14 protein-coding genes are annotated in these 13,408 nt (G+C 45.4%); all 14 read left to right on the top strand.

The features are described 5' to 3' along the window. Positions 1-4: 4 nt before the first annotated feature. The gene (locus tag J2X75_RS17560) at positions 5-760 is read left to right on the top strand and encodes a YveK family protein (RefSeq protein WP_235431525.1); all 756 of its coding nucleotides are present in this window, start codon (positions 5-7) and stop codon (positions 758-760) included. Then, positions 741-1,418, top strand: a complete 678-nt coding sequence (locus J2X75_RS17565; RefSeq protein ID WP_091033856.1) for a CpsD/CapB family tyrosine-protein kinase — start codon at positions 741-743, stop codon at positions 1,416-1,418. The genes J2X75_RS17560 and J2X75_RS17565 overlap by 20 nt, the downstream gene beginning before the upstream one ends. Positions 1,419-1,605: 187 nt before the next feature. Beyond that, the gene (galU, locus tag J2X75_RS17570) at positions 1,606-2,508 is read left to right on the top strand and encodes a UTP--glucose-1-phosphate uridylyltransferase GalU (protein WP_091035105.1); all 903 of its coding nucleotides are present in this window, start codon (positions 1,606-1,608) and stop codon (positions 2,506-2,508) included. Beyond that, positions 2,505-3,203 (top strand): sugar transferase, encoded by a 699-nt coding sequence (locus J2X75_RS17575; protein WP_397383849.1) that lies wholly within the window; start codon positions 2,505-2,507, stop codon positions 3,201-3,203. The genes galU and J2X75_RS17575 overlap by 4 nt, the downstream gene beginning before the upstream one ends. Positions 3,204-3,237: 34 nt before the next feature. Beyond that, positions 3,238-4,614, top strand: coding sequence for an O-antigen ligase family protein (locus J2X75_RS17580; protein ID WP_150366612.1), 1,377 nt, complete (start codon positions 3,238-3,240; stop codon positions 4,612-4,614). Next, positions 4,611-5,069, top strand: a complete 459-nt coding sequence (gene pssD, locus J2X75_RS17585) for a PssD/Cps14F family polysaccharide biosynthesis glycosyltransferase (protein WP_036611329.1) — start codon at positions 4,611-4,613, stop codon at positions 5,067-5,069. Before J2X75_RS17580 ends, pssD begins: the two co-directional genes overlap by 4 nt. Continuing rightward, positions 5,066-5,545, top strand: a complete 480-nt coding sequence (pssE, locus tag J2X75_RS17590) for a PssE/Cps14G family polysaccharide biosynthesis glycosyltransferase (protein WP_310338332.1) — start codon at positions 5,066-5,068, stop codon at positions 5,543-5,545. The genes pssD and pssE overlap by 4 nt, the downstream gene beginning before the upstream one ends. A 38-nt stretch (positions 5,546-5,583) precedes the next feature. After that, positions 5,584-6,651: a glycosyltransferase family 4 protein gene (locus tag J2X75_RS17595; protein ID WP_310338335.1), complete on the top strand. Its 1,068-nt coding sequence runs from the start codon at positions 5,584-5,586 to the stop codon at positions 6,649-6,651. Between the two features lie 21 nt (positions 6,652-6,672). Beyond that, a complete protein-coding gene (locus J2X75_RS17600; protein WP_310338338.1) occupies positions 6,673-7,617 on the top strand; it encodes a glycosyltransferase family 2 protein in 945 nt (314 codons plus the stop codon). An 11-nt stretch (positions 7,618-7,628) separates the two neighbouring features. Further along, on the top strand, positions 7,629-8,651 hold the full coding sequence (locus J2X75_RS17605; protein WP_310338341.1) for a glycosyltransferase: 1,023 nt from the start codon (positions 7,629-7,631) through the stop codon (positions 8,649-8,651). Between the two features lie 43 nt (positions 8,652-8,694). Then, positions 8,695-9,600 carry a glycosyltransferase gene (locus tag J2X75_RS17610; RefSeq protein WP_307539070.1) on the top strand — a complete coding sequence of 302 codons (906 nt, stop codon included), beginning with the start codon at positions 8,695-8,697 and terminating at the stop codon, positions 9,598-9,600. An 8-nt stretch (positions 9,601-9,608) separates the two neighbouring features. Beyond that, complete coding sequence (locus J2X75_RS17615) at positions 9,609-10,985, top strand: lipopolysaccharide biosynthesis protein (protein ID WP_062833046.1); 1,377 nt, start codon at positions 9,609-9,611, stop codon at positions 10,983-10,985. Beyond that, positions 10,972-12,000: a polysaccharide pyruvyl transferase family protein gene (locus J2X75_RS17620; protein ID WP_307539067.1), complete on the top strand. Its 1,029-nt coding sequence runs from the start codon at positions 10,972-10,974 to the stop codon at positions 11,998-12,000. The genes J2X75_RS17615 and J2X75_RS17620 overlap by 14 nt, the downstream gene beginning before the upstream one ends. After that, a complete protein-coding gene (locus J2X75_RS17625; RefSeq protein ID WP_310338349.1) occupies positions 11,997-13,379 on the top strand; it encodes a sugar phosphate nucleotidyltransferase in 1,383 nt (460 codons plus the stop codon). The genes J2X75_RS17620 and J2X75_RS17625 overlap by 4 nt, the downstream gene beginning before the upstream one ends. Positions 13,380-13,408: the final 29 nt, after the last annotated feature.

Consider the following 13,408-nt stretch of genomic DNA (forward strand, 5'->3'; position numbering starts at 1 on the left):
AGGAATGAAAGTGGAACTGAAAGGATATTTTCGACTCTTACAAAAGAAACTGTGGTTGATTGTTGCAATTGCTTTGATAGCGGGTGTGGGTGCAGGGGTTAAAAGCATTTTCTTCACCCAGCCCATCTATGAGGCAAGTTCCAAACTGATCGTGAACCAGACCTCTAATGTTCAAGGCCAGGCGATGATGGATTTTAGCATGATTCAAACCAATATCAAACTCATTAACTCATACAGAGAAATTATTAAATCGTCAGCCATAATGGATAAAGTCGCTACTACGTATCCGGACCTAGGCTTAACCTCTGCACAGCTCATGAACAGCACCTCCGTCTCTACAGCCAGCGAATCCCAAGTGATGAGCATAACTGTACAAGGGACTACCTACGAAAAAGCCGCAAAAACGGTCAATGCCATCTCCAACGTGTTCCAATCTCAAATCCCCCTAATCATGAAAATCGATAATGTGGCTATCCTCAGTGAAGCAAAAGTGGATAGTAACGCATCTCCAATCAATATGAAAACAACATTAAGCATCATTGTCAGTCTGTTCGCAGGTCTTGTGCTCGCGATTGCACTTGTATTCCTGCTGGATTATCTGGATGACACATTCAAATCCGAAGCTGAACTTGAAAAAGAGCTGGGTCTGCCTGTGCTTACAGTGATATCCAAAATGAAAAAAGATGATCTGAAAAATACGAAAAATTACGTATCTCAACAGAAAGTGGGGGATGGCAAATATGTCGCGGCTAACCAATGAAAATAACAGTCTGGTGACCTATTTTAACTCCAAATCTCAAATCTCGGAGGGATACCGTAAATTACGGACGAACATCCAGTTCTCCTCAATCGACAGTCATATCAAAAAAATCATGGTGGCTTCCGCCGAATCCGGCGAAGGCAAGACCACAACCATTAGCAACCTGGCGGTAACCTATGCCCAGGAAGGCAAAAAAGTTCTGCTGATTGATGCGGATCTGCGTAATCCTTCCTTGCACCAGGTGTTTTCCGTACCCAATCATATCGGTCTTAGTAGTGTGCTGTCTAATCAGTACAGTGTGGAAGACGTGCTTAGAGAGAGCTATATCGACAATCTCCAATTGTTCACTTCTGGTCCAATTCCACCGAACCCTTCCGAGATGATCGGTTCCAACCGGATGAAAAGGCTGATCGAGAAGTTAGAGGATCAATATGATGTCATCATGTTTGATACACCGCCGGTGCTAGCGGTAACGGATGCACTCATTGTGAGTTCGCTGTGTGATGGCGTGCTGCTGGTCGTGAACTCGGGCAAGGTCAAGAAGGAACTGGTGAAGAAGACCAAGGCTGCTCTGGAGCATGTGAATGCGCGAATCCTGGGCGCAATTCTGAACAATATCAAAAACGTTGCAGTTCCGGTGGGTTACGGAGAGAAGTAAACCTTCCATCCAATGCTCCCAAGTAAACAGGTAATGTCTACTGCACCTTTATCACTGTAGGCACTCGGTCATGCTGTGGGTTCAATGAACCTTAGACGTTAATCGTCGAAGGTATGACGTGAGGACGGGTTAGATGCCCTGGTTCAACTTTTATCAAACTAAAAAAAAAGAGGATAGGGTGGTATTTATGAAAAAAGTGAGAAAAGCAATCATTCCTGCAGCTGGACTAGGTACACGATTTTTGCCAGCCACAAAAGCGATGCCCAAAGAAATGCTCCCTATTGTGGACAAACCAACTATACAGTATATCGTTGAGGAAGCCATTGCCTCTGGAATCGAAGACATCATCATCGTAACTGGTAAAGGGAAACGGGCAATTGAAGATCATTTCGACAACGCTTTTGAATTGGAACATAACTTGCTGGAAAAAGGGAAGCTGGGCCTGCTTGAAGAGGTTCGCAAATCCTCTAACGTGGATATCCACTACATAAGACAAAAAGAGGCCAAAGGACTTGGTCATGCTGTCTGGTGTGCACGTAACTTTATCGGTGACGAACCTTTTGCCGTGTTGCTCGGAGATGACATCGTCGTATCGGAAGTTCCATGCACCAAACAATTGATTGATCAATATGATCAGGTTCAACATTCCATTGTTGGCGTACAAACCGTACTTGCTGAACAAACAGACAGATACGGCATTGTGGACCCGCTTCAATCGGATGGCCGTTTGACAGAGGTTCTCAGGTTCGTAGAGAAACCTGCCCAAGGCACAGCGCCTTCCAACCTGGCGATTATGGGGAGATACGTACTGAGTCCAGAGATTTTCGAACATCTGGAGCAACAAGAGATTGGTCAAGGGGGAGAGATTCAATTAACAGACGCGATTCAGCGCTTAAATGAGACACAAGGAGTGTATGCTTACGATTTCGAGGGAGTACGTTATGATGTGGGCGAGAAACTGGGATTCATTTTGACAACCATCGACTTCGCTCTGCAAAAACAGGAACTTAGAATTCCTATGCTGCAAGCTCTACAACAAATTTTGGAAAAAGAGTCGGTAGAACATGCAGCCGGGGGGGAGTTTGAATGAGTCCATCTCCCCAATCGAAGGAAGCGGAGATTGTTATGGACCCAAGTCTGGGGTACAATGCAACAACGATGTCAGGACAAAATGCGGATAAAGTGTATCTATTTATGAAAAGAATGCTCGATTTGCTGGGTTCTTTCATAGGTTTGATCATTTTGTGCCCCTTGTTTGCGGTCATCGGATTACTGATCAAAATCGAGGCCCCGCAGGGGTCTGTTTTTTTTCGTCAGGTACGGGTCGGACAGAATGGAAAAGAGTTTCACATGTACAAATTCAGGTCCATGGTTGCGAATGCAGAAGATCTGCTGGAACAGCTGATTGATCAGAATGAAGTGAATGGAAATATGTTCAAAATGAAAAATGATCCCCGTATTACCCGGATTGGCAAGTTCATTCGGAAAACCAGTCTGGATGAGCTGCCTCAGTTGTGGAACGTGTTCAGAGGAGAGATGAGTCTCGTTGGACCCAGACCGGCTCTGCCCAGAGAAGTGAAGAACTACACTTCCTATGACAGACAACGTCTTCAGATGATCCCCGGATGTACGGGATTATGGCAAGTCAGCGGTCGAAATAGTGTTGGTTTTGAAGAAATGGTGGAGCTGGATCTGACGTATGCCCGTGAGCGCAGCATGATGGTGGATATCAAAATTATCTTCAGAACGTTCAAGGTGCTGGTAGGTTCGAAGGATGCGTTTTGAAACACGATTCTGGCTTTGAGGTGGCATAGCAGATATGCAAAAGACCGGTATACTTGCTGCATTGAATATGAAGTCGTTTAATATCATTCTTTTTTCGCTGGTAATTGTCTTCGCAGCAATCTATCTTCCGCTAGTCTCGGTTGTTGCACTCATAGTTGTGATTCTGCTGGGCGTTTATATTAAACAGCCCAGCTGGATTTTTATGATTCTCATCGTAAGTTTTTCATTGTCCATTGACAAAATATTTAGCATTCATCTGGCAGGACTGGATTCGCTGTCCTTCTACAAGCTGGCGATTCTGGGTTTTGTCGTCTCTCTTTTTTTACGCTTTGGTATTCGCAAAGATCTGATATATCCTGCACTGGCGATTGGTTTTTTATTTGTGGAGAGTTATTTTCTATCTGATCTGCCCAGTAAGGTTAGTCCGCTCGATCCATTCAAGGCCTTTCTGGGAGTCATTGTTCCTTTTTTGTTGCTGATGCCCCATTTTTCAAGAGAAATCAGTCAACGAATTATACGTGTACTCGCATGGTTGCCGCTGTTCAGTCTGGCTGGTGGTTATATTCTGCAACTCGTCGGCATATTGTCCATTACTAACCTGGAGATGTCGGGTGTAACCCGGTTACAGGGAGCCAACATCGCCGCGCATCTGGCCATGTTGTGTTTTATCTCCATCTGTGTCTGTCTGATTCAGATCAAGCAAGGCCATCAGGTTGTTCTGTATTACATGCTTACCTTGACACATCTGGTCATTCTGGTCCAGACGGGAACAAGGGGGCCACTTATTGCGCTTATTCCGATTATTCTGGTCTATCTTTTTGATCAACTGAAAGCCTTCATCAAAGGCAGAGTCAGTGCCATTATTCCTCTCATTCTGTTCGTTGTCGCTGTGGCCTATATGGTGATTGCGCAGTGGGACAATTATGAGATGAGGTCAGAGAGCAAAGGCTTGTCGGGAAGGGATGTAGCCTGGAATTATTTTATTGGCAAAGCAAATGAGTATCCGATCTTTGGACGTGGACTCGGCTCAACTCTTGTAGCAAATGATGGAAGTATTTTTTCTGGATTCGTTGTTCCTCATAATGAATACATTCGTTTTTATTACGATGGCGGGTTAGTTGGAGCCATCCTGTTATTTCTATCGCTGCTGCTGGTGTTTCGGGCTGTTTACTTCCGATTGGGCGGCATGATCCGGTTGTATTTTGCCGGTATGATTATCGGTTTCCTGACCTATTCCTTTTTTGACAATACCCTGTCCACGGTTCATCTGATTGCTCCATTCTGTATCTTCCTGAACGCGTTATATGCTACGGGAAATGGAGTTCATTCCAAGTCAGGGGCTGAAGCAGAAGTGGATATACAGATACAGCGAGCCAAGGATGTATCCTTTTCAAAGGAGATTAGAACATGAAGGTCTGTTTGATCAGTTCTACAGGCGGTCATTTTGATGAATTAACCAAAATTATTCCTGCGGTTGAAGAACATGATTATTTCCTGATTACCGAGAAGAATAAAAGCAGAAAAGTAGATTCTGCACAGGGCAAAGTATACTTCTTAATGCAGCAAGAGCGTAAAAATGCGATGTTCTTGCTAATCTTTGTGGCTAATATTATCAAGTCGTTCTTTCTATATCTGCGTGAGCGTCCAAAGGTGATCATTACAACAGGGGCCGGAGCTACCTACCCTTTTTGCCTTATCGGTAAAATCTTCGGTGCCAAGCTGATTTATATCGAAAGTTATGCCAAAATCTATTCCTCCAGCGCAACCGGGAGATTGATGTACAAAATCTCGGATGAGTTCTTCATCCAATGGGAAACGTTGCAGGATAGCTATCCCAATGCAAAATACAGGGGGGCTTTATTTTGATATTTGCTATCGTTGGAACCCAGCGGTTTCCCTTCAATCGGATGTTTGAGCTTATTGATGAGGCGATTGAGGCAGGAATTATTGAAGAAGAGGTTGTTGCCCAATCCGGATATACCGAGTATCAGCCACGAAATTTTACTGTGATTCCTTTCCTCACCCAGGAAGAGATGAATGAATATGTGGAACGCAGCAGATGCATTATTTCTCATGCGGGTGTTGGCTCCATTACAAATTGTCTTGAACGCGGCAAGCCCGTTATTGTCATTCCACGCCGGAAAGAATGGGGCGAGCATGTGGATGACCATCAGCTTGAAATCTCCAAGGTTTTTCAGGAAAACGGCTATGTGGCCGTCGCGGAGAGTCGGGCTGAATTGCAAAAGTTGGTTCCTTGCATAGAGGAGCTGACGTTCCAGCCCTATGTGAGAAAACAGTCTGATCTGATCTCATCCATTAAAAATTACGTGAATAGTCTGTAAGTGGTCTGAAGATTAACCATGAAAAAAAGGAGTCTATCATGAAACCAAAAGTATTGGTTGTTGGATCATCCTTGAAGGATATGGGCGGAATTGTGAGTGTCATCAAAAACATTGAGGATTCCTCCATCTCGGAAATGTACGCCATGCAGCGGGTCGAAACGTATATCACGGGCAGCGTGTTCTCACGGTTGCTTATTTTTATACGGGGATTCATTCAATTCTGGATGAAATTGTACACGTTTAAGCCGGATATCGTGCATATTCATATGGCGAACAACGGGAGCTTTTATCGGAAGTCTCTATTTCTGCTAACGGCACGAAAGTTGTTTCGAAAGTCAGTTATTCTGCATGTTCATGCGGCCAGCTTTGATGATTTCTACAATCAATTTGCTCTGCAGCGCAAGTATTGTCACTACATTCTGAATCAGGCAGACAAGTTGATTGTCTTGTCCCAGACGTGGAAAGATTACTTTGCTACGATTGTGCCGGAGACAGCGATTGAGGTTCTTTATAACGGGGTCTTTGTCAAAGAACCGTTTGTGAGAGAACAACAAGCAGCCGTTAATGCTCTCTTCATGGGCAGACTCGGTGAGCGAAAAGGAGTCTACGATCTGCTTCAGTCCATTCAGCAATTGAAGGCGCTAGGCGTTACAGCTACCTTCAATCTGGCAGGGGATGGCGAAGTCGAAGAAGTCAAAGCAATCGTGCAGCAGTATGGAATAGAGGATCGTGTCAATGTACTCGGCTGGATTAACGGAGAGCAAAAGGAAAAGCTGATGCGGGAAGCGGATCTATTGGTCCTGCCTTCTTATCATGAGGGATTACCTATGGCCATACTTGAAGCAATGAATTGTGGCTTGCCCATTATATCGACCACCGTCGGAGGCATCCCCGAAGTGATTACATCCGGTCATAATGGGCTGTTAATCGAGCCGGGAGATGTGCACGGGCTGACATCAGCGCTGGAATACCTCATCACGGATGAAGAGGTTAGAGCAAGAATGGGTTCACATAACAGAGCGATTATATCGGATAAGTTCGATATGAATCTTCTCGTAGGCAGATTGTCAGGAATATATGATGCACTTCAAGTGAAGGTATCCTAGTGAACAGGAAAAGGTGATGAAATGAACCCCTTGGTATCTTGCATCATTACGACCCATAACCGGGCCGATTTATTGAAAAATGCGTTGAAAAGTGTACGTGAGCAAACACATCCGTATCTGGAAATTTTCATTGTGGATGATGGATCAGAAGATCAGACGCCAGAGATCTGTCAGGCATGGACCCGGGAAGATTCACGGATTCGGTACATCCGGGTTCCATATCCCAAAGGAGCCAACCATGCACGGAATGTAGGGATATCCCAAGCCAATGGCAAGTACATTGCCTTCCTGGATGATGATGATGAATGGATGCCTGACAAAATAAAAACCCAGGCGGAAGTGCTGGAGCGTACACAGGAATCATTCACTTTTTGCAGCAAGTATCTCGCATACACGAATGAGCAGCATCAGGTGGTCAAACGGAAATTGTCGGTGGAACCTCGCGATGTTGTGCGGTATGAGGATCTGCTTACATTCAACTGGATTGGGGAAACGTCCAAAATCATGGTACTTACCTCACTGGCTCGTGAAGTTCGATTCGATGAAAATCTGACATCCGCTCAGGATTATGACTTTTATCTGCGCATATTGAAACGAGGCTACATCGCCGTGAACGTGAAAGAACCGCTGGTGGATATCAATATCCATAGTGGTCCACGAATTTCAACCTCTACAACGGCCAAGTACAAGGGCCAACGCAAGATTATATTAAAATACTACAATGACATGTCCAAGGAACAGAAGCGTCGTCAGTTACACCATTATCGAATGCTCGAATGGTCGAGAAATACACTTCGCAATAATGTTTATTTGAAAAAAGCACTGTCGCTGTATCCCTGGTGGAAAGATTGGGTGCTGCTCAAGCGTAATATCAAAATTATGATGCAAGGATTTTTAATGAGATTTCATGCAAGGCGCGCAGTTGAAACGTATACAGAGGAACCTGTGCGAATGAAACTAAAGTAAGAGGTGCCTGGATGGAAAATCCGACGGTGTATATGCTGCCCAAGATGATTGAGAACAATAAATTCAATGAGCTGTTATCCGATTCCATTGAGAACAAGGGATGGGAAGTGAAACAGTTTACCAAAAGAGATCTAATCAAACTGAAAAAAAATGATGTGCTGCATTTTCATTGGCCCAGCTTCTATTACAGAGGTTCTTCCGTGCTGACAACCGTGATCAAGTCCATTCTGTATGTATTGATGATTTGTTTTGCACGTTTGCGCGGGGCCAAATTGTTTTGGACGGTGCATAACATCTGGCCTCACAACAGCGGTAAGACGCGCTTCGATTATTGGATGAGAAAAATACTGGTCCGAAACTGCTCCAAGCTGATTGTCATGGGCAAACCCCTGATCTCTGAGATCTGTTCGACGTTTGGGATTGATTCTAGCATGATCGAGGTTATTCCTCATGGACATTACAAGGGAGTGTATCAGGGAAAAGGCGTGAATATCCGCTCCCGGTTTGGCATCCCGGAGGATAGTTATGTGTATGCTTTCTTCGGTCAGGTGTCGCCTTACAAAGGCGTGGATGATTTGCTGGAGGCATTCAAGGATCTGGATTCCGAACAAGCCCATCTGTTGATTGCTGGCAAAAAGGTAAAGGATTATGACCTTGGAGATGAATTTCTCAAGAGTGGACATATCCATACCCATTTTCATTTCATCGAAGATGATGAATATTCGGACTATTTCGATGCAGTCGATTCGATCATTCTTCCATACAAGCAAATTGCAACTTCCGGTAGTGCGATTCTGGCATTGACCTTCTGTAAACCGGTGGTGGCACCACGGATTGGCTTATTGGAGGAATACCTGCCCGAAGATTGTGCGGTCCTCTACGAACCTTCGGATCCGGATGGGTTGCTTAAAGCGATGAATATGATCCGATTAAAACAATCGGAGTTTCAGGAAGGCAGTGGTTTTGTCAAAGCGTTGGAGCGGCTGGATTGGCCAGTGATTGCCCAAAGGACACTTACCCTGTACTCCAGTTAGTACAGATGAACGGGTGGACCTAATTGAAAAATATGGGGATGAAATGATGAAGGTAACCGTCGCGATCTGTACGTATAACCGTGCACATGATGCGGTAGAGGCCATACGAAGTGCAATACAACAGAATTACGCAAGCAGCGACTATGAGATCATACTCATTGATAACAATTCGAAAGACAACACACGGGAAATCGTTCTCCAAACCATCTTGCAGCATGAAAACCATTCGATCCGTTATGTGTTGGAAGAAAAGCAAGGGTTGTCTGTAGCCCGTAACCGGGCCATTCACGAGGCGCGCGGCGAGTATATCCTGTTCCTTGACGATGATGCCTTTGCTTGCAGGGATTGGATTCGTCAAATTGTTAGCGTGTTTGAGATGAATGAAAACATCGGTTGTGTCGGAGGCAAGATTGACCCGATCTGGGAAGTGCCTGAGCCAATGTGGATTCCACCGGAGAACAGGTCGCTATTCACCATTCTGGATTTTGCAGATGAAGTCACTGAAATGAAAAGTCCTTATATTCCATTTGGGGCAAATGTGGCTTTTCGTTTATCCGTCTTTGATCAACTGGCTCCCTTCCGTGAAGATCTTGGAAGAGTGGGGAACAACCTTCTCTCCAGTGAAGAGAGTGAATTAATTGCAAGAATACGGACAAAGTTCAAGGTATACTACACGCCGTATGGTGCGGTACAACATAAAGTAGCCAAAGAGCGAACGACAAAGAACTGGTTTCTGCGCCGAATCTATTGGCAAGGTGTGAGTGATGCCATTCGTGATCAGGATCGTGGTGTTGTGCGTACGGCCAAACATGGCATCAAGCTTGCACAGGGGATCACAACCTCACTGATCTACATTTATAATGCAGATCGGTTCACACGTCAGCTTGCCAAAGTATGTTACCGAAACGGCATGATTGTTGGGTCGCTTCGTCAAAACAGTAAGGGATGAGGATCGCTATGGCGCAAGTTGCACTTCGCAAAGTATTCAGAGGAAACGGCTTAATGAGTGCCATATTTCAGACAAGTGGAACCAATCTGCTGGTCATGACACTGACGATGTTGTCTTCCATTTTGACGTCACGTATGTTCGGTGTGGAGGGAAAGGGTGCATTCTCGGCCATCCTGTTCTGGCCAGCACTCTTAACCGGTTTGGTCGGATTTGGACTACCAACTTCTATCATTTATAACATCAAACAGAGCGCAACCGAGAAGAGTGCACAGTATGTGCGGTTAAGCTTTCTTTTTCAAGTTCCGGTGTGCATCATCATTGGTATTGTGGCCTGGTTTGGGTTACCTTTCTGGCTCTCCAGCTTTCCGCCGGAGGTCGTGCAGATATCCAGATGGTATACGATTGCTACCGTTCCTGTACTTATTGTCATCAATCTCATATCAGCGCTCTCGCAGAGTCGGGAGAAATTCGCTGTATATAATGGTATCCGGTTAATGATCCCCCTGTTTAATGTAGGCGGGCTTTTTGTGTTATGGGGCTTGGGCATGCTGAGCATTCAGCTCGCGGCTGCGATCTATTTTGTAACCAGCTTCTCAGTGGTGGCGTGGGCTATCTATGCGAACCGTAATGAATTAAGACTGAGATGGTTCAAGGATCGGGTGGACCAGAGTTCAGCCAAGAAGCTTTTTGGTTATGGCAGCAAGGTGTATGGCGTTGAATTGTTAGGAACGCTGTATACCCAGTTTGATAAAATCATTATTTTGGCTTTGCTCACCCCGCGTGATTTTGGACTGTATTCCGTCGTATTTGCGTTATCCCGAATCTACAATGCCGTTCAGACGGCGATTAGCAATGTTGTTTTTCCAAAAGTGACCGGATTGCCCCAAGAGCAGATTATTCGAACAGTTGGCAGAGCCTTCCGCATCTCGCTCATGGTCATGATGATCATTGTAATACCCACCATGTTTGTGGGGAACTACCTGATGGGTCTTCTGTTTGGCTCCGAATTTTTGGAAGCAAGCGTTGCATTTTATATTTTGGCTGTTGAATGCATCATTGGTGGTGGCTCCTGGATTCTGGCATCCGCATTTAATGCACTTGGTCGGCCTGGACTTGTGATGATCAGACAGCTCATTGCACTCTCGGTGACGGTGGCTTTGTTCTTTGTATTCACCCCGCTGTGGGGGCTCAACGGAATTGCGATTGCATTATTGATCGGGTCCATTGTGCGAATGGTGGTTACTGTGGCCGCCATGAAAATTGTATTTAAGGTAAAGTTTGCCGCCATGTTCTATGACAAAGAAGATTTGCCGTTCCTCTATGAACGGTTAAACAAAAAAAGAAGAAGAGTCACCCAAGGAGGAGATGGAGATGCTGGGCACTAACAATATTCATCCAATGGAAGAGTTGAAGGGACATTTACGTCAGATTTTGAAGGTCATTCCACCTCGTACCGAAATCTATTATTTGGATTACCCGGTGCATAGTAACGGTGGCGACTTGTTGATTATGAAAGGTACTGAGGCTTTCTTCCGGGACAATGATATTCATGTACGTGCCAGATACAGCATTCTGGATTGCCCTTTGTCCCTCAAGGTTCCGGAAGGTATCACGATTGTGTTGCACGGGGGAGGTAACTTTGGTGATCTGTACCCTGCCCATCAGAAATTGAGAGAGCGCATGATTGCCCAGCATCCGAATCACCGGATTGTCATTCTGCCACAGACGATGTTTTACAAGAGTGATATTGAATTGAAGAAGACAGCCCAAGTATTCAATCGTCATAAGGATGTACACTTTTTTGTCCGGGATACCTTATCTTATGAGATAGCCAGTAAAGAATTTCAACAAACAAATGTCTATCTGTCTCCTGATATGGCGCATCAATTGTGGCCTCTTAAGTCCAAGAGCAAGCCTAGTGCAGAGATGTTGTATTTCTTCCGTAAAGACATTGAGAAAACTCAGAATCAGGTGCATTACGAATCCGTCAGTGGACCTAAGGCCACGTTTAAAGACTGGGAGACATTGTACAACCGGGTAGACCGGAAGATCATTCGCATGATTACATCCCGGTTAAAGTCAGGAAAAGGCAGCTCTTTTGCCCGCTGGTTGTGGTACAAATACTCTGATCGGATGGTACATACGGCCATTAAGGAATTCAATAAATACCAAACCATTACGACATCCCGTCTGCATGGACATATTCTGGCCTGTCTCCTGGATCAACCGAACATCCTGCTGGATAATTCATACGGCAAAAACTCAAATTATTATGCAGCTTGGACCAAGAGCAATCCGGCAGGCAGACTGGAGTCCAATCAGACCAGCACATATAACAAACCAACCGAGACCGGCAAGGGAGCAAGTACGGTTGTGTTGTCGGATGGTGCAGCCCTATGAGAAGTATTCTGTTATCCGGCGGTTCTGGCAAGCGTCTCTGGCCGTTATCCAACGATTCCAGATCCAAGCAATTTCTTAAAGTTCTTCATGGGCCAGAGGGAAATCCGGAATCCATGGTACAGCGGGTATGGCGACAGCTGAATCATGCCGGACTTGCATCAGAGTCGCTTATCGCGACCAGTTTGCCACAGGTGGAGATTCTGACTTCTCAGCTGGGAGACGATGTGAGACTGGTTGTCGAGCCCGAGCGTAGAGATACGTTTCCTGCGATTGCGCTGGCAGCCTCCTATCTGTATTCCGTAGAGAGTGTAAGTCTGAATGAGACAATTGCAGTGTTGCCAGTAGATCCTTTTGTTGAAAAAGAGTTCTTTGAGGTTCTGGCAACCTTGCCAGAGATGCTCGATAAATCAGGTGCCGATCTGGCCTTAATGGGAGTGGTGCCGACGTATCCGTCAGAGAAGTACGGATATATCATTCCGCAATCTTCATCTCCCAGTGAAAGTAGCAACGAATATGTTAATGTAGCGAAGTTCCAGGAGAAACCCTGCGAATCCGATGCGGCGCTCATGATTGAGCAGGCCGCATTATGGAATTGCGGGGTTTTTGCTTTTAAGCTGGGATATTTAATTAATCTGCTCATTAAGATGGAACTGCCGATACAGTATGACGAGATACTGAAACAGTACGGAAGACTGCACAAAATCAGTTTTGATTACCAGGTGGTCGAGAGAGCCAATCAGATTATCGCTATTCCGTATAACGGTTTCTGGAAAGATCTAGGCACGTGGAACACACTCACGGAAGAGATGGGAAGCTCGGTTGTGGGAAAAGGGTGGATTACGGGAGATTCCCTGAATACCCACCTGGTCAATGAATTGAACATTCCGGTTGCCATATTGGGCTTGTCGGATGTGGTGGTCGCCGTGAGTCCGGATGGGATTCTGGTCAGTGACAAAGAAGCCAGTCCACGGATCAAGGAGATCTTGAAGAACGAGGATCAACGTCCCATGTATGAGGAGCGTAGGTGGGGTTGCTATCGGGTTTTGGATTACACAAGAAACGAAGCTGGCGGAGAGGTTCTCACCAAACGAATCTGCATCAGTGCCGGGAAAAACCTGAGTTATCAATATCATTTGCTTCGCAATGAGGTATGGACGGTTGTATCGGGAACAGGGGAATTGATTCTGGATGGACAGAGCCGAATGATCGGGCAAGGAGATACGGTGATCATTGACCGGAGTATGCTTCATTCCGTCAGGGCCGTTACGGAACTGGAGATCATTGAAGTACAGATCGGCAGTCAGCTGATTGAGGAAGATATCGTTAGAGTGTCTACCGAATGGCAGGACATTGTTCAAACATATGTGAAGCATGCGTAACCAACACATTAGGACATGGGGGAGATTAT

Origin of the sequence: Paenibacillus sp. 2003 (genome assembly GCF_031455635.1) — a bacterium.
Taxonomy (GTDB): Bacteria; Bacillota; Bacilli; order Paenibacillales; family Paenibacillaceae; genus Paenibacillus; species Paenibacillus amylolyticus_B.